This window comes from Devosia aurantiaca (assembly GCF_011058215.1).
Taxonomy (GTDB): Bacteria; Pseudomonadota; Alphaproteobacteria; order Rhizobiales; family Devosiaceae; genus Devosia; species Devosia aurantiaca.
In genome coordinates, this window is sequence record NZ_JAALFG010000001.1 from 50,363 (window position 1) to 73,585 (window position 23,223).

The 23,223-nt window shown below is 62.7% G+C and carries 30 protein-coding genes and 1 pseudogene; 20 read left to right on the top strand and 11 right to left on the bottom strand.

Annotated features, from left to right (window positions below):
* Nucleotides 1-303: 303 nt before the first annotated feature.
* Complete coding sequence (locus G5575_RS00265; RefSeq protein WP_164532607.1) at nucleotides 304-1,314, top strand: peptidylprolyl isomerase; 1,011 nt, start codon at nucleotides 304-306, stop codon at nucleotides 1,312-1,314.
* Nucleotides 1,315-1,360: 46 nt separating this feature from the next.
* On the opposite strand, the gene G5575_RS00270 is transcribed toward G5575_RS00265, so the two are convergent.
* The gene (locus G5575_RS00270) at nucleotides 1,361-1,987 is read right to left on the bottom strand and encodes a TetR/AcrR family transcriptional regulator (RefSeq protein WP_235935476.1); all 627 of its coding nucleotides are present in this window, start codon (nucleotides 1,985-1,987) and stop codon (nucleotides 1,361-1,363) included.
* A gap of 79 nt (nucleotides 1,988-2,066) precedes the next feature.
* On the opposite strand from G5575_RS00270, the gene G5575_RS00275 reads away from it, so the two are divergent.
* The 5 genes from G5575_RS00275 (at nucleotide 2,067) to G5575_RS00295 (ending at nucleotide 5,004) form a co-directional block, all read left to right on the top strand.
* Nucleotides 2,067-2,303, top strand: a complete 237-nt coding sequence (locus tag G5575_RS00275) for a hypothetical protein (protein WP_164532608.1) — start codon at nucleotides 2,067-2,069, stop codon at nucleotides 2,301-2,303.
* Between the two features lie 82 nt (nucleotides 2,304-2,385).
* The gene (argJ, locus tag G5575_RS00280) at nucleotides 2,386-3,621 is read left to right on the top strand and encodes a bifunctional glutamate N-acetyltransferase/amino-acid acetyltransferase ArgJ (RefSeq protein ID WP_164532609.1); all 1,236 of its coding nucleotides are present in this window, start codon (nucleotides 2,386-2,388) and stop codon (nucleotides 3,619-3,621) included.
* Between the two features lies 1 nt (nucleotide 3,622).
* Complete coding sequence (locus tag G5575_RS21375; protein ID WP_164532610.1) at nucleotides 3,623-4,372, top strand: GNAT family N-acetyltransferase; 750 nt, start codon at nucleotides 3,623-3,625, stop codon at nucleotides 4,370-4,372.
* Nucleotides 4,369-4,776: an 8-oxo-dGTP diphosphatase MutT gene (mutT, locus tag G5575_RS00290; protein ID WP_164532611.1), complete on the top strand. Its 408-nt coding sequence runs from the start codon at nucleotides 4,369-4,371 to the stop codon at nucleotides 4,774-4,776. The genes G5575_RS21375 and mutT overlap by 4 nt, the downstream gene beginning before the upstream one ends.
* A 30-nt stretch (nucleotides 4,777-4,806) precedes the next feature.
* Entirely contained in the window at nucleotides 4,807-5,004 is a 198-nt protein-coding gene (locus G5575_RS00295) for a Flp family type IVb pilin (protein WP_164532612.1), read from the top strand.
* On the opposite strand, the gene G5575_RS00300 is transcribed toward G5575_RS00295, so the two are convergent.
* Complete coding sequence (locus G5575_RS00300; RefSeq protein WP_164532613.1) at nucleotides 4,952-6,478, bottom strand: M48 family metalloprotease; 1,527 nt, start codon at nucleotides 6,476-6,478, stop codon at nucleotides 4,952-4,954. The two genes, G5575_RS00295 and G5575_RS00300, sit on opposite strands and share 53 nt — an antisense overlap.
* Complete coding sequence (locus G5575_RS00305; protein WP_328765780.1) at nucleotides 6,475-7,284, bottom strand: thermonuclease family protein; 810 nt, start codon at nucleotides 7,282-7,284, stop codon at nucleotides 6,475-6,477. The genes G5575_RS00300 and G5575_RS00305 overlap by 4 nt, the downstream gene beginning before the upstream one ends.
* Nucleotides 7,285-7,535: 251 nt before the next feature.
* On the opposite strand from G5575_RS00305, the gene G5575_RS00310 reads away from it, so the two are divergent.
* Nucleotides 7,536-8,225, top strand: a complete 690-nt coding sequence (locus tag G5575_RS00310; protein ID WP_328765890.1) for a DUF72 domain-containing protein — start codon at nucleotides 7,536-7,538, stop codon at nucleotides 8,223-8,225.
* Nucleotides 8,226-8,306: 81 nt separating this feature from the next.
* Nucleotides 8,307-8,807 (top strand): disulfide bond formation protein B, encoded by a 501-nt coding sequence (locus G5575_RS00315; RefSeq protein WP_164532614.1) that lies wholly within the window; start codon nucleotides 8,307-8,309, stop codon nucleotides 8,805-8,807.
* On the opposite strand, the gene G5575_RS00320 is transcribed toward G5575_RS00315, so the two are convergent.
* From G5575_RS00320 to G5575_RS00330, 3 genes are all read right to left on the bottom strand, one after another.
* On the bottom strand, nucleotides 8,804-9,361 hold the full coding sequence (locus G5575_RS00320; RefSeq protein WP_164532615.1) for an HNH endonuclease: 558 nt from the start codon (nucleotides 9,359-9,361) through the stop codon (nucleotides 8,804-8,806). The two genes, G5575_RS00315 and G5575_RS00320, sit on opposite strands and share 4 nt — an antisense overlap.
* A gap of 87 nt (nucleotides 9,362-9,448) precedes the next feature.
* Nucleotides 9,449-10,114, bottom strand: a complete 666-nt coding sequence (locus tag G5575_RS00325; protein WP_164532616.1) for an alpha/beta hydrolase — start codon at nucleotides 10,112-10,114, stop codon at nucleotides 9,449-9,451.
* Complete coding sequence (locus G5575_RS00330; protein ID WP_328765781.1) at nucleotides 10,111-10,773, bottom strand: DNA-3-methyladenine glycosylase family protein; 663 nt, start codon at nucleotides 10,771-10,773, stop codon at nucleotides 10,111-10,113. Before G5575_RS00330 ends, G5575_RS00325 begins: the two co-directional genes overlap by 4 nt.
* A 21-nt stretch (nucleotides 10,774-10,794) precedes the next feature.
* Between G5575_RS00330 and gluQRS the strand changes: the two genes are divergently transcribed.
* Nucleotides 10,795-11,640 (top strand): tRNA glutamyl-Q(34) synthetase GluQRS, encoded by an 846-nt coding sequence (gene gluQRS / locus G5575_RS00335; RefSeq protein ID WP_164532617.1) that lies wholly within the window; start codon nucleotides 10,795-10,797, stop codon nucleotides 11,638-11,640.
* Between the two features lie 109 nt (nucleotides 11,641-11,749).
* Here gluQRS and G5575_RS00340 read toward each other — a convergent pair whose 3' ends face one another.
* Together G5575_RS00340 and G5575_RS00345 are read right to left on the bottom strand one after the other, a co-directional pair.
* Complete coding sequence (locus G5575_RS00340) at nucleotides 11,750-12,283, bottom strand: NAD-dependent epimerase/dehydratase family protein (RefSeq protein ID WP_164532618.1); 534 nt, start codon at nucleotides 12,281-12,283, stop codon at nucleotides 11,750-11,752.
* Nucleotides 12,280-12,696 carry an NAD-dependent epimerase/dehydratase family protein gene (locus G5575_RS00345; protein ID WP_164532619.1) on the bottom strand — a complete coding sequence of 139 codons (417 nt, stop codon included), beginning with the start codon at nucleotides 12,694-12,696 and terminating at the stop codon, nucleotides 12,280-12,282. The genes G5575_RS00340 and G5575_RS00345 overlap by 4 nt, the downstream gene beginning before the upstream one ends.
* 89 nt (nucleotides 12,697-12,785) lie before the next feature.
* On the opposite strand from G5575_RS00345, the pseudogene G5575_RS00350 reads away from it, so the two are divergent.
* The 5 genes and pseudogenes from G5575_RS00350 to G5575_RS00375 all read left to right on the top strand — a co-directional run bounded on the left by G5575_RS00350 (nucleotide 12,786) and on the right by G5575_RS00375 (nucleotide 15,435).
* Nucleotides 12,786-13,699 (top strand): annotated as a pseudogene (locus tag G5575_RS00350) (LysR family transcriptional regulator).
* Between the two features lie 6 nt (nucleotides 13,700-13,705).
* Complete coding sequence (locus tag G5575_RS00360; RefSeq protein WP_164532622.1) at nucleotides 13,706-13,906, top strand: twin transmembrane helix small protein; 201 nt, start codon at nucleotides 13,706-13,708, stop codon at nucleotides 13,904-13,906.
* Between the two features lie 11 nt (nucleotides 13,907-13,917).
* Nucleotides 13,918-14,508 (top strand): cob(I)yrinic acid a,c-diamide adenosyltransferase, encoded by a 591-nt coding sequence (locus tag G5575_RS00365; protein ID WP_164532623.1) that lies wholly within the window; start codon nucleotides 13,918-13,920, stop codon nucleotides 14,506-14,508.
* Between the two features lie 65 nt (nucleotides 14,509-14,573).
* The gene (locus tag G5575_RS00370) at nucleotides 14,574-15,218 is read left to right on the top strand and encodes a rhomboid family intramembrane serine protease (RefSeq protein WP_207632948.1); all 645 of its coding nucleotides are present in this window, start codon (nucleotides 14,574-14,576) and stop codon (nucleotides 15,216-15,218) included.
* 34 nt (nucleotides 15,219-15,252) lie between these two features.
* Nucleotides 15,253-15,435, top strand: a complete 183-nt coding sequence (locus G5575_RS00375) for a putative motility protein (RefSeq protein WP_164532624.1) — start codon at nucleotides 15,253-15,255, stop codon at nucleotides 15,433-15,435.
* A gap of 147 nt (nucleotides 15,436-15,582) precedes the next feature.
* Here G5575_RS00375 and G5575_RS00380 read toward each other — a convergent pair whose 3' ends face one another.
* Nucleotides 15,583-16,227, bottom strand: coding sequence for a TlpA disulfide reductase family protein (locus G5575_RS00380; RefSeq protein WP_164532625.1), 645 nt, complete (start codon nucleotides 16,225-16,227; stop codon nucleotides 15,583-15,585).
* Between the two features lie 25 nt (nucleotides 16,228-16,252).
* Between G5575_RS00380 and argH the strand changes: the two genes are divergently transcribed.
* From argH to lysA, 3 genes are all read left to right on the top strand, one after another.
* Nucleotides 16,253-17,701 carry an argininosuccinate lyase gene (argH, locus tag G5575_RS00385; RefSeq protein WP_164533688.1) on the top strand — a complete coding sequence of 483 codons (1,449 nt, stop codon included), beginning with the start codon at nucleotides 16,253-16,255 and terminating at the stop codon, nucleotides 17,699-17,701.
* 72 nt (nucleotides 17,702-17,773) lie between these two features.
* Entirely contained in the window at nucleotides 17,774-18,475 is a 702-nt protein-coding gene (locus tag G5575_RS00390; protein WP_164532626.1) for a gamma-glutamylcyclotransferase, read from the top strand.
* Between the two features lie 57 nt (nucleotides 18,476-18,532).
* The gene (gene lysA / locus G5575_RS00395) at nucleotides 18,533-19,792 is read left to right on the top strand and encodes a diaminopimelate decarboxylase (protein WP_164533689.1); all 1,260 of its coding nucleotides are present in this window, start codon (nucleotides 18,533-18,535) and stop codon (nucleotides 19,790-19,792) included.
* Nucleotides 19,793-19,983: 191 nt separating this feature from the next.
* Here the strand turns inward: lysA and G5575_RS00400 are convergent, their stop codons facing one another.
* Nucleotides 19,984-20,400, bottom strand: coding sequence for a response regulator (locus G5575_RS00400; RefSeq protein ID WP_164532627.1), 417 nt, complete (start codon nucleotides 20,398-20,400; stop codon nucleotides 19,984-19,986).
* 11 nt (nucleotides 20,401-20,411) lie between these two features.
* On the bottom strand, nucleotides 20,412-21,329 hold the full coding sequence (locus G5575_RS00405) for an MJ0042-type zinc finger domain-containing protein (protein WP_164533690.1): 918 nt from the start codon (nucleotides 21,327-21,329) through the stop codon (nucleotides 20,412-20,414).
* A 212-nt stretch (nucleotides 21,330-21,541) separates the two neighbouring features.
* Here G5575_RS00405 and ftsE point away from each other — a divergent pair, with 212 nt between their 5' ends.
* The 3 genes from ftsE (at nucleotide 21,542) to G5575_RS00420 (ending at nucleotide 23,125) form a co-directional block, all read left to right on the top strand.
* Nucleotides 21,542-22,189 carry a cell division ATP-binding protein FtsE gene (gene ftsE, locus G5575_RS00410; protein ID WP_164532628.1) on the top strand — a complete coding sequence of 216 codons (648 nt, stop codon included), beginning with the start codon at nucleotides 21,542-21,544 and terminating at the stop codon, nucleotides 22,187-22,189.
* A 61-nt stretch (nucleotides 22,190-22,250) separates the two neighbouring features.
* Complete coding sequence (locus tag G5575_RS00415; protein WP_164532629.1) at nucleotides 22,251-22,496, top strand: hypothetical protein; 246 nt, start codon at nucleotides 22,251-22,253, stop codon at nucleotides 22,494-22,496.
* Nucleotides 22,448-23,125: a cell division protein FtsX gene (locus tag G5575_RS00420; protein WP_164532630.1), complete on the top strand. Its 678-nt coding sequence runs from the start codon at nucleotides 22,448-22,450 to the stop codon at nucleotides 23,123-23,125. Before G5575_RS00415 ends, G5575_RS00420 begins: the two co-directional genes overlap by 49 nt.
* Nucleotides 23,126-23,223 lie beyond the last annotated feature (98 nt).

Genomic DNA, 23,223 nt, shown 5'->3' on the forward strand with positions numbered 1-23,223 from the left:
AACCCTTCCGGTTCCCTGTGTGGAGTGTCCGCATGTCCCGGCGCGTACTGAACGCGGCACAAGGCGCATGCTTTCGTAAAAGCGGGTGAGATGTAGGAGGGGGCCAAGGCTTGTCAACGTATCCGAAATCGGCGACACCTCCCTTGATCCTTCGGCTTTACGCCTTTGCCGACCACGATCGAGTGAACGGATCGCGATGCTGGCGGCACATTTTGGCCCCCTTGTCGTGCGAGCCGGGTCCGAACTGCTTTTCGACCATGCTGGATCGCCCGCGATGGGCCCGGCCAAGGAGACAATTCCCCGATGCTGACCTCTTCTTCGCGCCTGACCCGCGCCCTTAGCCTTGCTGCGCTCATGCTTGCCGCGCCGGCTGTGGCGACGATCGCCCAGGACGCCTCGACTCCGCCTGCTGACACAGCCGCCCCCGCCGATGCTGCCCCGGCAGAGGCCGCACCGGCCGCTCCTGCCGCCGCGACGCCTGCCGCACCGGCAGCGATCGACCCCAATGCCGTAGTCGCAACGGTCGGCGACCAGGACATCACCGAAGCCGATCTCGGCTTTGCCGCCGAAGACATGGCGCAGGACCTCTCGCAGATGCCGCCCGAAGAGCGCCGCGCCTTTCTGGTCCGCATCCTCATCGACATGAAGGTCATGTCCGACGCCGCGCGCGCCGCCGGCATGGACCAGACCCCGCTTTTTGCCCAGCGCCAGGCCTATCTTGAAGAACGCGCCCTCCGCCGAGCCTATTTTGCCGACGCCATTGCCGGCGCCGTGACGCCCGAGGCCGTGCAGGCCGAATACGACCGCTACGTCGCCCAGTTCCAGCCGCAGGACGAAATCCACGCGAGCCACATCCTCGTCGACAGCGAGGAAAAGGCGAACGAGCTTAAGGCCGAGCTCGATGGCGGCGCCGATTTTGCCACCCTCGCCAAGGAAAACTCCATCGATCCCGGCGCAGCCAATGGCGGCGACCTCGGCTTCTTCAGCCGCGGCATGATGGTCCAGCCCTTCGAGGAAGCCGCCTATGCGCTGGCCAATCCGGGCGACATCTCCGCTCCGGTGCAGTCGCAGTTTGGCTGGCACATCATCCGTCTCGAGGAAAAGCGCCAGTCCGCCCCGCCGGCTCTCGAACAGGTTGCCCCGCAGATCCAGCAGCAGCTTCTCCAGCAGGCCTTCGTCTCCAAGGTCGACGAGCTGATGGCCGGCGTCACCGTCAACATCGCCGATCCCGAGCTCAAGGCAAAGTTCGACGCCCAGGAGGCCATGGAAGCCGAAGCGGCTGCCGGTGTCGCCGCCGAGCCGGCCGCGCAGTAAGATCACCCAAATCGAAGGGGAAAGCCCGGCCATGCGCCGGGCTTTTTTATGCCCGGTAGCCGGGAGTGCCGAGCAGAACCGTATCGACGACCGCCTCGACCTTGCTCATCGATTGCGCCACATGCCCCACCAGCAACTGGTGCCAGGCATAGGCCACCACAAGATCGATGATCAGCGCCGCGTCGACATCCTGGGATACCTCGCCGCGCGCCTTGGCGCGCTCCACGAGAACAAGGGCACGCTGCTTGCGATCTGCCTGATAGGCCTGCAAAGCCTCCTCGGCGCCCGCATCGCTTTGGGCCTCGGCGATCACTGCGCGGTAAACCGTGCCGCAAAGGCTGTCCTTCCAAAAGCCGAGCAGTTGGTTGTCCAGAAACGCCACGAGGTCGCCGCGCAGCGTTCCGGTGTCCGGAAAGGCGCGGGCATTCTTGAAGCGCGTATAAACGTCCAGCATCAGCGCCGTGCGATTGGGCCACCAGCGATAGATCGTCGGCTTACCCGCCCTCGCCCGCCGTGCCACCGCCTCGATTGAAAAGCCTGCAATGCCGCCTTCCCGCAGCACCGCTTCGGCGGCGTCGAGAATGGCCTCCTGGCTTGCAGGATTGCGGCGGGCGCCGATCGAGCGGCGGCTAAGATCTTCGGTCTCGGTTTCCATGTCGGCAATATGGGTCAAAAAAGAGCTGAAGAAAAGACTTGAACGAAACGGACCGTTTCGTTAAATATCGAAACGCATCGTTTCGTTGGAGTTTCTCATGCACCTCTCTTTTGCCGCCAAGGCCCGCATGGCCCTGCTCATGACTTTTGCCGTTTATCCCGTGGTCGTCATCTATGCGACGCTTGTCTCCATGATGACGCCAGGCTGGGAATTCTGGCAGCGCAGTCTCGTGCTCGTGCCCTTCATGGCCACCACCATCGTCTTCCTTGTCGTGCCCTTCATCACCAGCCGCTTCGGCGCCTTCATCGCCGGCAAGAAGCGCATCATTGCCTAAGCCGGGAGCCTCGCCTCAGCCTTGCGCCCGTCACATGTTTCGGGCACACGAAGCACATTCTGCTTGGCTAAGGTGATGCTTCATGGCTGCCCATCCGGTTTCTCCCCTCGCTCCCAAATCCTATCCGGATCTGCCGCCCATCGCCGGCGTTCGCTTCGCCACGGCTGAAGCGGGCATCAAGTACAAGAACCGCACCGACGTGCTGCTGATGGCCTTCGATGAAGGCACGGTGGCCGCCGGTGTGCTCACCCGCTCCGCCACCTCCTCGGCTGCAGTCGAGCTCTGCCGCGAAAACCTGCCCGGCGGCGTTGCCCGCGGACTGGTCGTAAACTCGGGCAATTCCAACGCCTTCACCGGCCAGAAGGGCCGCGAAAGCGTTCGCTATATCACGAGGGTCGCGGCACAGGCTCTCGGCTGCGCACCGTCGGAAGTCTTCATCGCCCAGACCGGGGTGATCGGCGAGCTGATCGACGCGAGCAAGTTCGATGGCAAGCTCGACGAAGCCGCCACCCGTCTCGTCGATGCGCCATGGATCGAGCCGGCCAGGGCGATCATGACCACCGATACTTTTCCAAAGCTCTCGGGCGCCGTGCTCGAGATTGATGGCGTCGAGGTCAAGATCAACGGCATCGCCAAGGGCTCGGGCATGATTGCGCCGGACATGGCGACCATGCTGAGCTTCGTCGTCACCGACATGCCGATCGCGGCCCCGGTTCTGCAGGCGCTGCTCAGCCAGCATGTGCAGACCACGTTCAACGCCATCACAGTCGACAGTGACACCTCCACTTCCGACACGCTTCTTGCCTTTGCCACCGGCAAGGCGCCGGTCGATGCCATCAACAGCCTCGATGACCCGCGCGCCGAAATCTTTGGCGCCGCACTTGCCGACGTTCTCTTCGAGCTCGCCATCCTCACCGTTCGCGACGGCGAAGGCGCGACCAAGCAGGTCTCGATCCATGTCGAAGGCGCCACCACCGACGCCTCCGCCTTCCGCATCGCCAAGGCGATCGCTGACTCGCCCTTGGTCAAGACCGCCATTGCCGGCGAAGACGCAAATTGGGGACGCGTCGTCATGGCCGTCGGCAAGGCCGGCGAGCCGGCCGACCGCGACAAGCTCTCGATCCGTTTCGGCGACCTCGTTGTCGCCAGGAACGGTGAGCGCGCGCAAGGCTATGACGAAGCTGCCACCAGCGCCTACATGAAGGGCGAAGAGCTTGAAGTCACGGTCGAGCTTGGCCTCGGTTCAGGCCAGGCCACGGTCTATACCTGCGACCTTACCCACGGCTACATCACCATCAACGGCGACTATCGGAGCTGATGTGAGCCTCCCCGACGCCGAAGCATTCGAACGCGCCGGCCTCCTGGCCTGGCCCGGCATTGAAGAAAAATGGGACGGCGCTTGGCTGCGCCGTGCCGCGGGCGGCTATACGAAGCGGGCCAACTCCACCCAGTGCTTCGACCCTGATGATTTCGAGGATGCCGATGTCCGGGTGATCTCGGCTTCGTCTTGGATGGTGCTGCGCAAGATCAAGCCGGTCTTCCGCATCACCCCGCTATCGAGCCCGGAACTCAATGCCACGCTCGATGAGGCCGATTGGCAGACCATCGACCCTAGCCACCTCTTTGCCATGGAGCTCGGCGATTTTGAAGCCGATGCCAGCGCAGAGTATTTTGCGCCGCTTGACCCAAAATTCCTCGCAATCGCCCAGCGCCTGCAAAGCTACGATGATGCGACCCTGGCGGCGATGAAGGCTTTGCTTGCCATGCTTGCGGTCCCTGCAGCGGGCGTGGTCATCCACCGCGATGGCGAAGCCGTTGCCTCCTCGATCATGGCCGTGGCCAATGGCATAGGCATCACCGGCAATGTGGTGACCGATCCAACCCGCCGGCGCCAGGGGCTGGCAGCCGCCATGATGCGCTCCGGCCTCAGCTGGGCCAAGGATCAGGGCGCAAAGTTTGCAGCCCTCAACGTCCAGGGCGACAATGAAGCCGCCAAGGCGCTCTACACGGGCCTCGGCTACACCCATCAGTACGACTACCACTATCGCATTCCCGGAGCCGCCAAGTGACAGGCAAGCCGATCCTTCTGGTTGTCGCCTGCGCCCTGGTCGATGCCGATCGCCGTGTCCTGATCGCGCAGCGGCCGGAAGGCAAGTCCATGGCCGGACTCTGGGAATTTCCTGGCGGCAAGGTCGAACCCGGCGAAACGCCGGAGGCGGCCCTCATCCGCGAGCTTCGCGAAGAGTTGGCGATCGAGACCAAGGAAGCTTGCCTCGCGCCCTTAAGCTTTGCCAGCCACTCTTACGAAAACATTCATTTGTTGATGCCACTTTACGTTTGCCGCAAATGGCAGGGCACGCCGCAGGCCCGGGAGCACCAAGCCCTCAAATGGGTGAGGCCTCAAGCCCTGCGCGACTATCCCATGCCACCGGCGGACGAGCCCCTGATCGCAGCCCTTTGCGATCTTTTGTGAGCGCCAGAAGGCGCCTGTTCAGGAGCGGCCATGCTCAAGCTTTTGAGTATTCGGTTTCTGCGCAATGATGCCGGTGCCACAGCCATCGAATACGGGCTGATTGCCGGCTTGATCGCCGTGGCCTTGATCAGCGGCATGCTGGTGTTCAGTAACGCATTCGGCAACGTCTTCGGCGTCAACGGGGTTGGCCGTGCCAGCGCTGTCTTTCAGCACGCCACGTCCGACTAGCCTTAACGGCTGACGATCTTGTAGCGCTGCCCCGGCGACATCGGATCCCCGGATAAAGGTTGTTGAGGATATAAAAGAGATCCCGCCCGCCAGCGATATTGGCCATTTGCGCTGCCACGCTGTCCGCCGTGTCGCCGGCTTTTGCCGTGACCAGCCGGATCGACAACTGACGGATCTTGGCCAGATCGTTGGCATCGGTGCGGCGGAAGCTCTGCAGCGTCTGCTGCGCGCCGCTGGCAAAGCGCTGGCTGTCTGACTTGGCCGCAAAGATGAAGCGGTACACTTCGCCATCGAGCCGCATCACGGCGACGCGGAAGAACCACTGGTCCGTCTGCGCGAGGCCAGAAGCCATTTCGATGCCGTTAAAGCTCTGCGACTGCACAGTGTCGGCCTTGAGCCCGGCGATCCAGCCGGACTTGAGGTAATCGGTCAGCGCCATATTGGGCTGCACTACGGCGCTGTCGAAGCGCACGGCTTCGCCATCGCCCGCAACGCCCACCACCGCGCTCTGCGAATTTTGCAGCGAATAGCCCTGCGGCACGGTGAAGGTGAATTTGGACGCCGGATGGATAAAGCTCTGGCCGATGATCGAGCCCTGCGACGGGCTGTCGCCAAAGGTCATGCCGGAAATTGCCGAAAGATAGCCTTCCCGATCCGTCTCGCCGGCAGCCGAAGACCCGAACAGCCCCTGCGCCCGGCTTGAAGCGGTCTGGATGCGGGAGGGTGTCGACGGGTGTGAGGACAAGAAGCCGCCATCGCCGGTATCGCCTGCCGAAAAGGCCGCGAACCGGCTCATGACGCCCAGGAAGCGCGCCGCCGCCTGGCTGTCATAGCCTGCCTTGCCGGCAAACTTGATGCCCTCGGCATCGGCTTCGAGTTCCTGATTCTGGCTGAATGCCGCCAACTGCTGGCGCGTCCGATTGGCGGTGGCGTCGGTCGACGTATCGCCACCCAGAATGCCGGTGATCACCCGATCGACGATCTGCGTGTTGCGTGTCTTGTCGGTGCGGGCACGGGCATGGCGCAAGGTGACGTGCGCGATCTCGTGCGACAGCACGGCTGCCAATTCGCTCGTGTCCGATGCCAGCGCCAGGATTCCGCGCGTCACATAGATGTAGCCGCCCGGCAGCGCGAAGGCATTGACTTCGGACGTATCGAGAATGGTGACCTGGAACTGCACATTGGGCTGGTTGGCTGCCGCCAGGAGGCGGCCGACGATCCGCGCGACCATGATCTCGGCCTGCCGGTCTTCGTAGACCCCGCCATAGGCCGCAACAATGCGCGGATGCTCACGCCGGCCCAGAACGTCATCATTGGGGTCGGTACCTTCCGGCACGACGGTCGGCGCCGGAATGTCGCCGGTGCGCGCCACATTGATGTTGGACCCTGTCAGCGACGTGCAGGCGCTCAGCGCCAGCAGCAGCGCTGCCAGCGTTCCCATGCGCCAAACCTTTTTGCTCAAAAGCGCGGTCATTGCCTCGCCAGAACCTCGATCTGTTCGGGATGGGTTATCTCGATGCGCGGACCATCCCGGTCATCCACCCATCCCCTGATGCGCACAAAGGCATTTTCGAGCGTCAACGGATCAAACCCGTCCGCCGCGAAAAGCCGCAGCGCCGGCGCTTCGATCACAGCCGTAAAATCTTCCTTATAGAAGCGCCCGAAATTGAGGTAGACGCGCGATCCGCTGCGTTCGGCAACGAGCACGCGTCCTTCCACCAATTCATAGTCGCCCACTCGGTCGAGCAAATCAGCCGGTCGATCCGCCGCCCGCACGCTGTAATAGGGATCGGTCCAGATTCCAAGCCGCTCCACGCGCGCCCGCGCCTCAGCCGCAAACAGTTGATCGAGGCATTTGCGGTTGTCCGGAAACGAGTAAACCCGCGCCAAGCCATTCTCGACCATATGCTGCTGCGCCCAGACGGCATCGTCGCCCTCTTCGACAAAGACATGCGCAAGGGCCCGGTCATAGCGGTCTTTTTCCTCGCCGCCATAACCGAGCATCACCGTCTTGTTGAGCGCCAGGTTTTCGAGCTCGGTCTTTGCCTCGGGCGCCAACGGCCAGGTCGGATAGCCTTCCCGACCCAGGGGCAGTTTGGGCGCCTGCGTTCCGATCATGCGCACCACGAGCCCCGAATCGAGGATCACCGTGTCGCCGTCGACCACCTCGGTGACCACGCCACCGCGCGCCATGCGCAGGTCATCGCATGCGCCAGCGGTTGCCGCGCTGAGACCCGAAAGGATGGCTGCGGCAAAAGAAACGATGGTTGATCGGCGCACACAACACCCCCGGAAACTCTTCGTTCACCATGCACTCAAATAAGGCAAAAAATGATTACCAATTTGCGGCCTATTGCTAACACCGACCTGTCGCGACACTCTCGCCTCAGGGAGGGAATGGGAATGACAGATCGTGGCGAAGTGCGAACCGGAACCGCCGGCTGGGTGTTCGAACCCTGGCGCGGCACCTTCTTCCCGCAAGGTCTCGTTCAGAAAAAGAGCTGAGCTACGCAGCCAGCCAACTGACGACGATCGAGATCAACGCAACGTTTCGCGCCAATCAGAAGCCAGCAAGTTTCCAGAAATGGGCCGGCGAAACCCCCGATAATTTTCGATTTTCCATCAAGGGTCCGCAACTCGTCACCCACATTCGCCGCCTCAAGAACTGCCGCCAGGAACTCGCCAACTTCTTTGCTTCCGGTCCGCTGGCCCTCGGCAATCGACTGGGCCCCTTTGTCTGGCAACTACCGCCCAACCTGGCCTTCGATCCACAGGTCCTTGCCGATTTTCTCAAGCTCTTACCGAAAGACAGCGCCTCCTACCTGGCCCTCGCCAGCGAAGCCGATGGCTCCAAGTCGGAACCTTATCTCGACGCAACCGATGTCGGTCCGATCCGCCACGCCATCGAGCCGCGGCACAAAAGCTTTGATGATCCTGCAGCGAACGCATTGTTCGCTCGACACAACGTCGCTCGCGTTATCGCCGATACGCTGGAAAATTCTAGCCGTGAACTCACCGCAGATTTCGCCTATTGCCGCCTGCAAGGGCCTGCGCGCGAAGCCGCCACCGGCTACGAAGATGCCGATATTGCAAGCTGGGCCAAGGAGATAGCAACCTGGCGCGATGGCGGTCGTGACGTCTTCGCCTACTTCGTCCACGAGGACAAACTGCACGCGCCGCAAAATGCCATGGCCCTCAAGAAGGCCGTAGACGGGCAATAATCACGAGCCTGTTGCCATCTGGCTTTTGCCCCAGCCGGGCGCTAAGTCCTTCCCATCACAGCGTCACCTGAGATCATCGCCATGTCCCCTGCCCGCCCGCTCGACAAGATCGCTGCCGGTCTTGCCTTTCTTCTTGGCCTCGCCGCCATCCTGGGTGCGCTGGGATCGCAATATATCGGCGGCCTCGTGCCCTGCGAACTCTGCCTCGAACAGCGCCTCGCCTACTATTGGGGCCTGCCGCTCCTGGCGCTGATCCTCGTGCTCTGGAACAGGCTGCCCTTGCCCGTTTGGTATATTGGCATGGCGATCGTACTCGCCATTTTCGCCTGGGGCACCTATATGGGCGCCTTCCACGCTGGCGTTGAATGGGGTTTCTGGCCCGGCCCGACTGCCTGCACGGGCCTCGGCGAAGAGTTCAGCCTCGACGCACTCAACGACCTCAAGCCGGTCATCGGCTGCGACGTCGTCCAGTTCCGCTTTCTCGGCATTTCGCTGGCCGGCTACAACGCGCTGATCTCGCTAGCCATCGTCGTGCTGCTGTTTGCGTCCATTGCCTTCCAGTACCGCCGCAACCGCCACTAGGGCTCGAGTTCGATGTCCCAATAAAGGTAGTCGAGCCAACTTTGGTGCAGGTGGTTGGGCGGGAAGGCCCGGCCATTGTTGTGGAGGTCATGCACGGTCGGCGCAAAAGGCGCCTGATGCGGGAACATCTTGATCTCGCTGGGCAGGCGGTTGGCCTTGCGCAGGTTGCACGGCGCGCAGGCGGCAACGACGTTTTCCCAGGTGGTGAGACCGCCTTTCGAGCGCGGAATGACGTGATCGAAGGTCAAATCGTGCGGCGAACCGCAATACTGGCACTGGAAACGGTCGCGCAGGAAAACATTGAAGCGCGTGAAGGCGGGATGCCGTGCCGGTTTCACGTAGTCCTTGAGAGACACGACGCTGGGCAGCCGCATCTCGAAGCTGGGCGAATGGATCTTCGTCTCGTATTCGGAAACGATGTTCACCCGATCGAGGCACACCGCTTTTATCGCGTCCTGCCAGGACCATAAGGACAATGGGTAATAGCTGAGCGGCCGGTAATCGGCGTTCAATACAAGAGCGGGACAGGTCTCAGGCGACACATGGATAGTCACTTGAGGCTCCCGAAACGGGAATCGCGTAAGTCCATAGCCCCTTTATACTAAGCCCTTTGTGTCGGGCGTGTGAAGCGGCAGCGATGCTTATTTGTTCGTGATTACTTCGATGAACTTGGCGATGAAGGCGATTCCATCCGGCGAAACGCCGTGCCCAGTTCCCCGGCTTACGTGATATCGTAGCACTGGGACGGACTTGGTTAGCAGACTGTTAGCATTTGCGCTGTGCTCGGGTGAGACAACGTCGTCCCGGTCACCATGCACGAGGCAGACCGGAGGACGAGCCAAGGACGGATCGCCGAAATTGTCCGGCGGCAGAAATGCGCCCGAGATGCCGATCACACCCATGAGGGTTTCTTCCTTGGGCAGCGACAAGCCGACATGCAGCGCCATCATCGCACCCTGGCTGAAGCCGGCCAGGATGGTGCGGTTTGGCGGTACGCCGGTCTGCTCCCAAAGGTCATGGAGGAAATCGACCAGCACCGGACGCGCGCTGGCCACGCCAAACTGGCGCTGCGCCAGCCGCCCTTCCTCAAGGCTGATCGGAAACCACTGATGACCAAACCCCGTCATCTGCGCAGGATGGGGCGCATGCGGCGAGACGAACAGCGCACCCGGCAGCAGGTGCTGGAAGTGCGGCGCCATGGCGATAAAGTCGTTGCCATCGCTGCCATAGCCGTGCAGCAGCACCACGGCGCTGTCGGGCGCACCGCCATTGATCGGCGCGAGCATGGGGCCGGAGAGCTTGATCATAGAAGGCTCGATTCTCGGTTCTTGAGAGCAGCGAAATAGCGCCAAAACAGCAGCGCCGCGACTGAGCGGTGCGGCGACCATTCATGCGCGATGACGATCATTTCCTTGATGGTCGGGCGAGCGTCAAGCCCGAGACCGTGATGCGCGGCCTTGAGCAAAGCCAGGTCGCCAGCGGGGAAAATGTCGGGATGGGCGGCGCAGAACAAGAGGTATACCTCTGCCGTCCAGGGCCCGATGCCGCGCAAAGCCACAAGCCGGCTGATGGCTTCATCGCCGGGCAAGTTATCAACTTCATCAAAGTCGAGCTCTCCTGCGACCACCGCCTCGGAGATCGCGCGCAAGGTAAGGTACTTGCTGCGCGAGAACCCGGCGGCTCGCACGGTGTCTTCGTCGAGCAGCAGATAAGTCTCGGGCTCGAGCGCGCCGGGTAGCTGCGAAAACCTGCCCCAGATTGCCGCTGCGCTTTGCACCGAAATCTGCTGCCCCGAAATCACCTTGGCCATGCCGGCAAACTGTTTCGGGTTGACCCGTGGCATGACCACGCCAACGGCGTCGCGCATCGGGGCCAGACGCGGCACCATGCTCACGAGGGCATCCAAATGCCAGGCAACACCCTCGGGCGTATCGATGCGGGGCGTGGTTTCACTCGTCACAGTCACTCGGAATTCCTATAATGGCTCATGGCCAAACCCCAGCTTCGCTTCGCCCCCAGCCCCAATGGATATCTTCACCTCGGCCACGCGTTATCGGCGCTGGTGACCTGGGACGCGGCAAAAAAACTGGGCGGCACAGCGCATCTGCGCATCGAAGACATCGACCTCAACCGCTGTAAACCCGAATTTACCGAGGCGATCATCGAGGATCTCCACTGGCTCGGCCTCGACTGGCCCGAGCCCATATTGATCCAGTCCGAACGCTTCGATCTTTATGCCGAAGCCGCCAATCGCCTGCGCGACATGGACCTGATTTATCCCTGCTTCTGCAGCCGGACCGAGATCGCCGAAGCCTCCACTGGTACCGATCCCGACGGCGCGCCGCTTTATCCCGGCACCTGCCGCCATCTCTCCAACGCCGAACGCATCGAGCGGCTTGAACGCGGCGATCCGGTGCAATTCCGGCTCGATGTCGAAAAGGCAATGGATCGTGTCGGCATGCTGACCTTCACTGTGGTCGGCCCAACCGTGCTCGACCGGCCTCAGGTGCGCTATGCGCGACCCGAGCGATGGGGCGATGTCGTGCTGCAGCGCAAGGACGTGCCGACGAGCTATCACCTCAGCGTCGTGGTGGATGACGCGGCGCAGGGCATCACGCATGTGACGCGCGGCCGCGATCTTGAGGCGGCGACCGACATCCACGTCCTGCTGCAGATGCTCCTGGGCTTGCAGTCGCCGATCTACTTCTTCCACCGGCTGCTGTTGGGCGACGATGGCGGCAAGCTCAGCAAGTCGAAGGGCTCGCAAAGCTTAAGAGATTTGCGGAGGGAAGGGTGGACGGCTGAGGATGTGAGGCGGGCGGTTGGGTTTTAGCACCCCCACCCAACCTCCCCCTTAAGAAGGGGGAGGAGTCCGGCTGGAGATCATGGCTCGATGCGGCTCCTCCCCCGACTTACGGGGAGGTTGGGGTGGGGGCTCTTGATTAAGCCGCCTGCTTCGCACCCATCAACTCATCCACCGTCGCCTTCACCGCCACCTCATATTGCGTCGCAAAGCTGGGCCCCAGCAGCGCATCGAGCCTTTCATCCACAAGCTCCATCTCGTTGCTCCAGATGTAGCGCATCTCATGAAGGTCGCGCATGATCGCGTTGACGAGGCCGACAAGGCGGATGCCCCACCAGGGGAAGGGCGTGACCTTGAGCTGGCGGCCAAGCGCAGACTGGGTGGCGGTCATGATCTCGCCATGGCTGATCCAGTGGCCGGCAAAATGGAAGTTTTCGAACCTGCCCAGTGCCTGCCGCTGCTCCGCCAGCGCCACGAATGCCCGGCCAAGGTCCGGCAAATAGGCCCAGGAATGGCGCTTGTCCAAGTCACCGAGGTGATGGATCTTGCCCTTGCCTTCACCCATCAGGATGGCCTGCTCGAACCACTCACCGCGCTGCCCGGGCCCGAAGAAATCGCCGGCACGCAGGATGATCGCCTGGTAATGGCCCGCTTCCGCACCCGCGCGGATCATGCGCTCGAGGTTTTCGCGAATGCGGCCACGCGCCTTTTCGCCGCTTTGTCGCAGGTCGGGGTCAGCTGACGGTCTGCAGCGCGATAATTGTAGATCGTGCCGGGAAACATCAGCGTCTTGCCGCTACCCTTGAGAGAATTGAGCACGACCTGAAGCTGTGCTTCGGCAGCGCCATTCCCCCACTTGTCATAGGGGAGATGGAGCGCATTGACGACGACGTCGGCCTCGGCGATCGCAGCCTTCACCACCGCGATGTCGTCGGCGTCACCCTTGACGAAGCGCGTATTCGGCACCGGCTTGCGGTTGATGCGGCCAAGCCCGGTGACGTCCCAGCCGGCATCGCGAAAGGCCCACATCAGGGTGTTGCCGATATGGCCATTGCTGCCGAGGACCGTGACCTTACCCTTGCTCATCTCAAAGCTCCTTTGTGTTGCTGGAGCCCAAGATGGGCGCTACAAGAATGAATGGCGATTAGCCAGAAGCGTGGGTCGAGTATTCAATCGTGAATAGAGAACCGGACTGGGCACTGTGGCGCAGCTTTGCTGCCGTGATCTCGGAAGGCTCGCTTTCGGCCGCCGCGCGACATCTCAGCATGAGCCAACCGACAATCGGCCGGCACATCGAAACGCTGGAAGCAAATCTCGGCATTCCGCTTTTTGAGCGAACACTGACGGGCCTCAAACCCAACGAAACGGCGCTTCGCCTATATGAGCCGGTGCAACGCGCGCAAAACTCGCTGGCCGAGGCCGCAATCCTTGCCGAAGGCGCGCAGGACGATACCGGCGGCACAGTACGCATCACCGCAAGCTTTATGATCTCCAACTATGTGCTGCCAAAAATCCTGGGCGCCATCCGCAAAGCCCATCCGCGCATCGGCATCGAGGTCGTGCCCTCCGATTCTGCCGAAAACCTCCTGATGCGGGAGGCCGACATCGCCGTGCGCATGTTCCGGCCAACGCAGCTGGAACTGGTCACGCGCCACCTGGGCGACATCCCCTCGTGCCCGTCGCGCATGAAGATTATCTCGCCCGCCGCGGCATGCCCAAGGAAATCGCCGACCTCTGGGAACATGACCTCCTCGGCTTTGATCGATCCGACGCCATCATCCTTCATGCCCGCAAGCTCGGCTTCGAGCTCAAGCGGGAGAACTTCGTCATCCGCACCGATGACCAGGCCCATTTGTGGGAGCTGATCCGCGCCGGGCTCGGTGTCGGCTTCGGGCAGGAGACGCTGGCACGGCAGACCCCGGGGCTGGTGGTGATCCCCATCGATCTCCACATCCCGCCCATGCCGATCTGGCTCACCACACACAGGGAATTGTTCACCTCGCATCGAATTCGTGCCATCTATGACGCAGTGGCGAGCGGCCTCCTTGCCTATATTAATGGGACATCTGCTCCTCTCTCCAACCCTTAGGCAAAGATGGAAACGCTCCTCAATATCGCCATTGCGCTCGCGCTGCTGTTCGTCGTCATCGTTCTTGGCATGGGCCTCTGGAACATGCTCAAGGGCGGTCCCGGCAATACCAGCCAGCGCCTGATGCGCCTGCGCGTCATCGGCCAGGCCGTTGCCCTCGTGCTGCTGCTCGGCGCCCTGTTCTTCTTTGGCGGCCGCGGCGGCTAAGAGCGCTTTTCATGGTCAAGCTCAACGTCATCTATACCAAGACCGGCGATGACGGCACGACGGGCCTGGTGCGCGGTCCACGGCGGCTGAAGCACGACCTGCGCATTGAAGCCTATGGCACCGTGGACGAAGCCAATGCCACGCTTGGCCAGGCACGGCTCCATGCCAGCGCCCCAATCGACGCCGTTCTGGCCCGCATACAGAACGACCTCTTCGACATTGGCTCCGACCTTGCAACACCCGGCGCCGACGATCCTGCCGCCCCATATCCCAGCCTTCGCGTCCGTCCCGTGCAGACGACATGGCTCGAGACCACGATCGACCGCTTCAATGCCGATCTTGCGCCCCTCACCAGCTTCGTTTTGCCTGGCGGTTCGGCGCTTGCCGCAAGCCTTCACATTGCCCGCACCGTGACCCGACGCGCCGAGCGGCTGGTCTCCGCGCTTGTCGAAGCCGAACCCGACACAAATCATGAAACGCTGAAATACCTCAACCGCCTTTCGGACCTGCTGTTCGTTCTGTCGCGGGTTGCCAACAACAATGGCGCTGCAGATGTCTTGTGGGTGCCGGGCAATTATGGTGACGTGGACAAGAAGGGCTGAGCTTCCTTCCCCTGAAGGAGTTTGCCCTGTTTCTGCCCCTCCACGACAGCAACCCGATCCGCCACGTGCGCCTGCCCTTCGTCAATTACGGGCTGATTGCGCTGACGGTTCTGATCTTCCTTGTCCAGTCGACGCTGCCGCCCGCCGCCTTTGAGGCAGCGGCGATTAACTTCGGCATGATCCCGATCGTCGTGCGCGACCTTTATCCCCAGCCGGTGCCGTGGCTGCCGGATTGGGCCAACCTCGTCACCTACGCCTTCTTGCATGCCGACTGGCTGCACCTCCTCACCAATATGCTGTTTCTCTGGGTCTTCGGCGACAATATCGAGGACGCGCTCGGCCACGCCAAATACCTCTTTTTCTACATCGCCTGCGCTGTGCTGGCCGCGCTCGCGCATCTTCTCTTCAACATCAACGGCAATGGTCCGCTGATCGGTGCCTCGGGTGCCGTTGCCGGCATCATGGGCGCCTATGTGCTGCTTTATCCCCATGCCCGCGTCTTCGTTCTTGCGCGCATTGTCTGGCTGATCCCGCTGCCGGTTCCTGCCTTCTGGATGCTGGGCTTCTGGATCGCCAGCCAGTTTTTCTATGTTCTGGTCGGCTCCAATGAACCCGTGGCCTGGTGGGCCCATATCGGCGGCTTTGCGGCAGGCGTGGTGCTGGCGCCGTTGCTGCGGCGTAAAGGCGTCGTTCTCTGGGGCGGGCGCTGACGAGATCTTAACGCCGGCGGCATAGGGTCAGGCGATGAACACCGACCTCGCCAGCAATCTCCTGACCGCCCGCGCTGCCCAGACGCAGCAATCGGTCCAGATTGCCGTCGCCAAAAAGAGCCACGAGATGGAGATGAACCTCATCACCATGCTGATGGGCTCCACCCCCAGCGCCCCGCCACCGGGCCAGGGCCTCAAGGTCGACAAGCAGGCTTAGTTCCAATCACTGGATGAGACCTCATGGTGAGGAGCGAAGCGTCTCGAACCACGAGGTCGGGTACACTGATCCTGCCACGACCTCGCCCTTCGACAGGCTCAGGATGAGGTCTACTGGCGGGTCGCGCTTCTTACCCCCGCAAGCCCATCAACGCCTTGACCACAGCCTCCCCATCCGGGCTGTGCCACTCCGCCGGTCCCTGCAATATACTGCCAGCTCGCATCCATCGGCATCGAGCAGCAATGTCGCCGGAAGGCCCACCGCCACCGCTTCGCGCTTCAGCCGGTCGAAGGCGGCAAAAGTGTTGTCGGCATAAAGCGGCAGGTTTTGGAATTCACCCTCGGCCAGAAACTCCTGCGCCTTGGCAAGACCGCCCTCACCGATATCGAGATTGATCGGCAGCACTTCGAACTTGTCCGAATTATACTGCGTCGCGATGGCATCGAGCGCCGGCATTTCCTCCCGGCACGGGACGCACCAGCTGGCCCAGAAATTGACCAGCAGCGCCTTGCCCTTGAAATCGGCGATGGTCTTGTCCGCCCCCGAGGCATCCTTGAACGCCATGTCCTGGTAGCCGCGGCCGGTGCCTGTGCCCATCAGCGCCGCAAGTTCACCCGTGGCGGCCGCATCGATCACCTGCGCGGCAGGACCCTGTGCCGGACAAGACATGGCCTGGGCGGCATTGCCCAGATAAATCCACGAAGCTATAGCTAGCGCCAAGACCGCACCTGCCAGCGTCACCGGCAGCATCCAGCGTTTGCGACCGGTTTGGGCTACGCTGGAATTCGACATGGGCAACTCCGAAAAAGGCATAAAGATGAGCAACAAGATGTGGGGCGGCCGGTTCGCTTCCGGACCCGACGCCATCATGGAAGAAATCAACGCCTCGATCGGTTTCGACCAGCGCCTCTATCTCCAGGATATTGCCGGATCGAAGGCCCATGCGACAATGCTCGAAGCCACGGGCATTTTGACGCGAGACGATCGCGACGCCATTTTGCAAGGGTTAGACGAGGTGCTCGGCGAAATCGAGGGTGGCAGCTTCACCTTTTCGCGGGCGCTCGAAGACATCCATATGAATGTCGAATCGCGCCTGCGCGAAAAGATCGGCGATGCCGCCGGGCGCCTCCACACGGCGCGCTCGCGCAATGATCAGGTCGCGACCGATTTCCGCCTCTATGTGCGCGACTATATCGATACGCTGGTCGGCCAGATCCGCGCCCTGCAGCTCGGCCTCGTGGCCCGGGCCGAAGAAGAAGCTGAAACCATCCTGCCCGGCTTTACCCACCTCCAGAACGCCCAGCCGGTGACCTTCGGTCATCACCTGCTGGCCTACGTCGAAATGCTCGGCCGCGATGCCGGCCGGCTCGAAGATGCGCGCAAGCGCCTCAACGAAAATCCGCTCGGCTCGGCCGCCCTGGCCGGCACGCCCTACCCCATCGATCGCCATGCGACAGCGCAAGCGCTCGGCTTTGACCGGCCGACCGCCAACTCGCTCGACGCCGTATCGGATCGCGATTTCATTCTCGAAACCCTCGCCGCCGCCTCGATCTGCGCCATGCATCTCTCCCGCTTTGCCGAGGAGATGGTGATCTGGTCGAGCGCCCAGTTCGGCTTCATCCGGCTTTCGGACAAGTTCACCACCGGCTCCTCGATCATGCCGCAAAAGCGCAATCCGGACGCGGCCGAACTGGTGCGCGCCAAGATCGGCCGCATCTTGGGCGCGCTCAATTCCTTGCTCGTCGTCATGAAGGGCCTGCCGCTCGCCTATTCCAAGGACATGCAGGAAGACAAGGAAGTCGCCTTCGACGCGCTCGATGCGCTTTCGCTGTCGCTGGCCGCGATGACCGGCATGGTCGGTGACATGCAGCCCAATCGCGACCGCATGCGCGCTTCTGCCTCGGCTGGCTTTTCGACGGCCACCGACGTCGCCGATTGGCTGGTGCGCGAGCTCAACATTCCCTTCCGCGACGCCCACCACATCACCGGGCAGATCGTGGCATTGGCCGAAGGCAAGAACTGCGGCCTTGAAGGCCTCACCATCGAGGATTTCAAGCAAGTCGACGAGCGCATCGATTCCCGCATCCACAAGGTGCTGACCGTGGAAGCCTCGGTCGCCGCCCGCAAATCATATGGCGGCACGGCGCCCGCCAATGTTCTCGAACAAGCCGCGCGCTGGAAGTCACAGCTGACCGGGCAAACCCACGAGCCCAAGCCGTTGGCTAAGCGCAAGCATGGCGGCCATGGCGATGGCGGGGTTGATTGATCCGAGCATCGTTTTAGTCTGATCCGATCTTTGGACTGATTTGGATCGCCAATGCCCCGGAAACCGCGACAGATGCGCCTTACCGCCCGTCACGTCGCCTATGTGCAGCCGCCAGAGACCACCGAGGACATGCCGGCGCCGCCCGAGGGATACCATGCGGCGACCGTTGACGATCATCGCGCGACCATTGCGCGGCTCATGGCTCAGATCGACGATCCCGGCGAGATCTGGGTCTTTGCTTATGGCTCACTGATCTGGAAGCCGGCCTGCGACTTCGTCGAGATGCGCACCGGCGTGGTCCGCGGCTGGCACCGGGCCTTCTGCCTCGGCTGGAACAATCGCTGGCGCGGCAGCGACGAAAATCCGGGCCTCATGCTGGCGCTCGACCGTGGCGGGGCTTGCAAGGGCGTCGCCTATCGCCTGCCGGCAGATCGCGTCGAAGAGTGCTTGATTCAGCTTTTCGAGCGCGAAATGGCCTGGCTGCCTTCGGCCTTTCCGCCGCGCTGGGTCACCGTGCAAAGCGGCGATCATCGAATCAAGGCGCTGACCTTCTGCATCGATCGCCAATCCGGCCGCTATGTTTCCGGCCTCAGCGAAGCCGAAGTCGCAGATGTCCTCGCCAAGGCCACAGGCAGCCGCGGCTCCATGGCCGAATATTTGCACCAGACCGTCGACCACCTCGAACAGATGGGCATCCACGATCCGCATCTCTGGCGCCTGCAACACCTCGTCGCCGACCGCATCGAAACCGCGTTCGAGCCGAAGCAAGTCTAGCTTTCGTTTTCGAAGGCACTGCTTTAGGAAGTGCCCGAAACCTGCGGGGCGCGCATCATGGTCCACCACTTCAATCACCGCGACGGCGTGCTTTATGCCGAGGACGTCGACATCAACGCTCTGGCAGCAGAGGTCGGCACGCCTTTTTACGTCTATTCCAGCGCCACGCTCCGCCGCCATGTGCGCGTCCTGCGCGAGGCCTTTGCCGGCATTCCGACGCTGATGGCCTATGCCATGAAGGCCAATTCCAACCAGGCCGTGCTCAAGCTCATGGCTTCGGAAGGCTGTGGCGCCGACGTGGTTTCGCTGGGCGAACTCGAGCGTGCCCTGGCCGCGGGCATCAGCCCAAACAAGATTGTCTTCTCCGGCGTCGCCAAGACGGTCGCCGAAATGCGGCGCGGCCTCGAGGTCGGCATCAAGTGCTTCAACGTCGAAAGCGAGCCCGAGCTCGAACGCCTGTCGATGATCGCCGCCGACATGGGTCTCACCGCGCGCGTCTCGGTCCGCATCAATCCCGATGTCGATGCCAAGACCCATGCCAAGATTTCGACCGGCAAGAGCGAGAACAAGTTCGGCATTCCCTTCGTGCGAGCGCGCGACGTTTATCGGCGCATCGCTGCGCTGCCCAATATCGAAGCCGTCGGCGTCGACATGCATATCGGCTCACAGATCACCGATCTCGAACCATTTGGTGACGCCTTCGCCCTGATGGCCGAGCTCGTTGGCGACCTCCGCGCCGATGGCCACCACATCGAACATGTCGATGTCGGCGGCGGCCTCGGCATCCCCTATGACCCCGAAGAGGACGCGCCTCCCCTGCCGGAGGCCTATGCCGCCCTGGTGCGCGAAAAAGTCGGGCAACTCGGCTGTTCGCTGGTGATCGAGCCGGGCCGCTTGCTTGTCGGCAATGCCGGCATTCTCGTTACCAAGGTCGAATATGTGAAAACCGGCGAGGCCGATTTCATCATCGTCGACGCCGCCATGAATGACCTGATCCGCCCCACCCTTTACGAGGCGCATCACGACATTCAGCCGGTCAACCCATCCAACCTGCCGCCAATCACCGGCGATATCGTCGGCCCGGTCTGCGAAACCGGCGATTACCTCGCCAAGGGCCGCACCATTGCCGGCGTCAAGGAGGGCGACCTCCTCGCCGTCATGAGCGCCGGCGCCTATGGCGCGGTCATGGCCTCGACCTATAACTCCCGCCCGCTGATCCCCGAAGTTCTGGTGGACGGCGCCCGCTGGCACGTCATCCGGCCCAGGAAGTCGCTGGAGGAATTGCTGGCGCTCGATAGCGTGCCAGACTGGGTTTGAAGGCACCCCCTCCCTAGCTTTGCTACGGCTCTTTGAGCCTAGCGGCGCTACCCTCCCCTCTGAGGGGGGAGGGTAAGGTCCGTGGATGCGGCGCTATTTTGCCAAGCACTCGTTGTCACCTTCCCCCTCAGAGGGGAAGGCAAGCGGAGCTTGGCGACGAAGAAGCCTAGCGCAGCTCGGAAGGGGGTGACTTAGTGCCCTTCCCCCAGCTCCCGCCGTCCCAGGCTCACCACCTCGACCGGCTTGCCCGTTAGCGCGTCATCCACCTTGGCCAGGAGATCCGCCAGCGTGAACGGCTTGGTGATGACGTCGTAGATCAGCGCGTCGAGCCCATGGGCGCGCTCGCGCTGGTCGGCAAAGCCAGTCATCAAGAGGATGGTGACGTCCGGATAGAGCGCGCCGACATGGAGCGCCAGGGCGATGCCGTCCATCACCGGCATCTTGATGTCGGAGAGCAGCAGGTCGAAGCGCCCACCCTCGGCATCGGCGGTTTCGGCGGCGAGGCCGCCATCCTCTTCGGCGACGACCTCGTGGCCCTTCATGGTGAGGGCACTGACCACGAAGGCGCGAACGGAAGGATCGTCTTCGGCGAGGAGGATACGGGCCAAGGGTCTTCTCTTTAGTGGTGTTCAGGGGCGCCATGCGCCGCCGCTGCGGGCGCGCTTGGCTCGGGTGTGGCGTGTGCCGGCTCGGCCGGCGCAGCGGCAGGGGGCGTTCCATGGCCGCCAGCCTGCACAGGCGATTGCGCCGTGTCGCCGGCGAAGCTCAGGCGCACGCGCACGGCCTCGCCTGGCGGTTGCGAAAGGCGGGTGTCGAATGTGGCGCGCTCGCCAGCCATCAGGTCAGGCACCTGCGGCGGCACGACGCTCCACTCGTAGATGGCGCGACCGCCATCATCGAGGAGGCTCACCACGACCGGCGGCACCGGCACAGGCTGCGTTTGCAGCCCCACGATCTGGGCCGAAACCATCAGCACTTCGCTGCCGTTCGACAAGGTCTTGAGCGTTGCCACCTCGGCAAAGTTGAGACCCACGACATTGACGCCGATGCCCATGGCTTCATAGACGCCTGCAAGGTCTGGATAGCGCTCCACCAGCTGGGCGCGGCCGAAATAGGCACCGACGGCCAGACTGGCGCAGAGCACGACACCGACCACCCGCGCCGCCCGCCGCAGCCGCGCCAATGGCAGGCGCGAACTCACCGCGCTTTGCCGGCGCGAAAACGCAGCCTGCCGCTTGCGCAACTCGGCGGCATCGGGCGCGCGCGCGACCACAGTCTCGGATGGTGGCGCCGGCGGCCGCGTGGCAGCCTTTTCAGCGGCAACGGCCTGCTCCTCGGCCGCCATCACTTCGTCCAGAGCATCTTCCGCCATCTGGTCGAACAGTCGATCGTCCTCGACCTCGGGCTCGGCCGGCGCCAGCGGACGCTGGTCCCAGGCCTGCCCGCAATGGGCGCACTGCACCTTGCGCCCTGCCGAGCCGATGGCCTCGAAGGTCACCTGGTACTTGGTCTGGCAATGCGGACAGGTGATGATCATGGAGGGCGGAAAAACCTTGGGCTTTAAACCGCAACCCTAGCGGAGCTGGGTTAAAACTCCTCAAACCCCTGATTTCACCAAAATTGTGCCGCTTTCCCCCAGCCAAAGCTGGCCAGAGCCGCAGGACTTGGTCACGGCTGCTATGATGCGGCAAAAGGCTGATTCGCCCTTGGCGCCGCCACACCGCCGGTGTGAACTGGGAGCACCCGTTCTTGATCGAATTTTCCGATGTGGGCCTGCGCTACGGCAATGGCCCAGAGATCCTCAAAGACCTCACCTTTTCGATCGAGCCCGGCTCGTTTCATTTCCTGACCGGACCGTCCGGCGCCGGCAAGACTTCGCTTTTGCGCATGCTGCTTCTGGCACTCAAGCCCAGCCGCGGCCGGGTGACCATGTTCGACGAGGATGTCGGTAAGCTCGACCAGGATCGGCTGCTGCAGCTGCGCCGCCATATCGGCATCGTGTTCCAGGAATTCCGCCTTCTCGATCACCTGACGACCTTTGAAAACGTCGCCCTGCCCCTCCGCGTCCTCGGCCAGCCGGAAAGCGAATACCGGCCCAATGTGGTCGAACTTCTCGAATGGGTGGGTCTCGGCGAGCGCATGCATGCACTCCCGACGCTGCTTTCGGGCGGTGAAAAACAGCGCGCCGCCATTGCCCGCGCCGTGATCGCCCGGCCAAAGGTGCTGCTCGCCGACGAGCCCACGGGCAATGTCGATCCGGATCTGTCGAGCCGCCTCGTGCACCTCTTCGCCGAGCTCAACCGCACGCTGGGCATGACCATTATTCTGGCGACCCACGAATTGCCGCTGCTCGATCGTTTTTCGTATCCGCGCATGGTGCTCAACAAGGGGAGTTGACCATCCATGATTAGGCAATTGCTTCGCCTCCTCCCCCCGCCGCGGCGGCGCCGCGCCGATCGTGCCGGAAAAGTCGGTTGCCGGCCGCACCCTGCTGCTGCTGATCACCATCATGGCTTTCCTCTCCGCCGTGACGCTGGGCGGCGTGGTCCTGGTTCAAAAATCGGCCATCGCCTGGTCTGCCGATGTCGGTCGCGAAATGACCATTCAGCTGCGCCCGGTCGAGGGCGAGGTGATGGAATCAATCTGCGCACCGCCGTGTCGCTGGCGCAATCGACCCCCGGCGTCGGCGCTGCGCGCGCCTTGACCGTGGAAGAAAGCCAGGCCCTGCTCGAGCCATGGCTCGGCGCCGGCCTTGATCTTTCCGCCATCGACATCCCACGCCTCATCGTCGTGCAGCTGACCGATCCGGTCGATGCCGACGTCGAGCAGCTTCAGCGCAACCTCCAGGCGATCAACGGCGCCAGCCTCGACACGCACGCCGCCTGGCGCGAACAGCTCAATGTCATGGCCGGCACGGTGGTGATCTCGGGCCTCCTGATCCTCGGTCTCATCGGCGTCGCCACGGTTCTGGCCATCGTCTTCGCCACGCGCGGCGCCATGGCCTCCAATCGCGAGATCGTCGACGTTCTCCACTTCATCGGCGCCTCCAACAAGTTCATCGCCGGTGCCTTCCAGGGTCGCTTCCTTTCGATCGGCCTGCAGGGCGGGATCCTGGGCGCGCTGCTGGCCATCCTCTTCTTCCTCGTCATCGGCACCGCTGCCAACAGCGTCCTCCCCAGCGAGGCTACGGCGCAGGTCGGTGTTCTTTTCGGTGACTTCCTCCTCGGCTGGACTGGCCTCGTCTTCATCCTCGCGGTTGTGCCGGTGATTGCGGTCTTGACCGCGGTGACCTCGCGCACGACGGTGCGGCGTTACTTGAGCGAGGCTTCCTGAAATGGGTCAGCCGATCCGCACCGCCATCCAAGCCTTTCGCACGGCATTTTTTACGCCCTCTTTATCGGCAATACGACGATCTGCGCGCTGATCGCGGG

What these genes read in the sequence shown, in the direction of transcription:
- G5575_RS00265 (WP_164532607.1), top strand. Translation starts at nt 304, where the DNA reads ATGCTGACCTCTTCTTCGCGCCTGACCCGCGCCCTTAGCCTTGCTGCG.
- G5575_RS00275 (WP_164532608.1), top strand. Translation starts at nt 2,067, where the DNA reads ATGCACCTCTCTTTTGCCGCCAAGGCCCGCATGGCCCTGCTCATGACT.
- argJ (WP_164532609.1), top strand. Translation starts at nt 2,386, where the DNA reads ATGGCTGCCCATCCGGTTTCTCCCCTCGCTCCCAAATCCTATCCGGAT.
- G5575_RS00295 (WP_164532612.1), top strand. Translation starts at nt 4,807, where the DNA reads ATGCTCAAGCTTTTGAGTATTCGGTTTCTGCGCAATGATGCCGGTGCC.
- G5575_RS00300 (WP_164532613.1), bottom strand. Translation starts at nt 6,478, where the DNA reads ATGACCGCGCTTTTGAGCAAAAAGGTTTGGCGCATGGGAACGCTGGCA.
- G5575_RS00315 (WP_164532614.1), top strand. Translation starts at nt 8,307, where the DNA reads ATGTCCCCTGCCCGCCCGCTCGACAAGATCGCTGCCGGTCTTGCCTTT.
- G5575_RS00325 (WP_164532616.1), bottom strand. Translation starts at nt 10,114, where the DNA reads ATGATCAAGCTCTCCGGCCCCATGCTCGCGCCGATCAATGGCGGTGCG.
- gluQRS (WP_164532617.1), top strand. Translation starts at nt 10,795, where the DNA reads ATGGCCAAACCCCAGCTTCGCTTCGCCCCCAGCCCCAATGGATATCTT.
- G5575_RS00340 (WP_164532618.1), bottom strand. Translation starts at nt 12,283, where the DNA reads ATGATCCGCGCGGGTGCGGAAGCGGGCCATTACCAGGCGATCATCCTG.
- G5575_RS00345 (WP_164532619.1), bottom strand. Translation starts at nt 12,696, where the DNA reads ATGAGCAAGGGTAAGGTCACGGTCCTCGGCAGCAATGGCCATATCGGC.
- G5575_RS00360 (WP_164532622.1), top strand. Translation starts at nt 13,706, where the DNA reads ATGGAAACGCTCCTCAATATCGCCATTGCGCTCGCGCTGCTGTTCGTC.
- G5575_RS00365 (WP_164532623.1), top strand. Translation starts at nt 13,918, where the DNA reads ATGGTCAAGCTCAACGTCATCTATACCAAGACCGGCGATGACGGCACG.
- G5575_RS00375 (WP_164532624.1), top strand. Translation starts at nt 15,253, where the DNA reads ATGAACACCGACCTCGCCAGCAATCTCCTGACCGCCCGCGCTGCCCAG.
- G5575_RS00380 (WP_164532625.1), bottom strand. Translation starts at nt 16,227, where the DNA reads ATGTCGAATTCCAGCGTAGCCCAAACCGGTCGCAAACGCTGGATGCTG.
- argH (WP_164533688.1), top strand. Translation starts at nt 16,253, where the DNA reads ATGAGCAACAAGATGTGGGGCGGCCGGTTCGCTTCCGGACCCGACGCC.
- G5575_RS00390 (WP_164532626.1), top strand. Translation starts at nt 17,774, where the DNA reads ATGCGCCTTACCGCCCGTCACGTCGCCTATGTGCAGCCGCCAGAGACC.
- lysA (WP_164533689.1), top strand. Translation starts at nt 18,533, where the DNA reads ATGGTCCACCACTTCAATCACCGCGACGGCGTGCTTTATGCCGAGGAC.
- G5575_RS00405 (WP_164533690.1), bottom strand. Translation starts at nt 21,329, where the DNA reads ATGATCATCACCTGTCCGCATTGCCAGACCAAGTACCAGGTGACCTTC.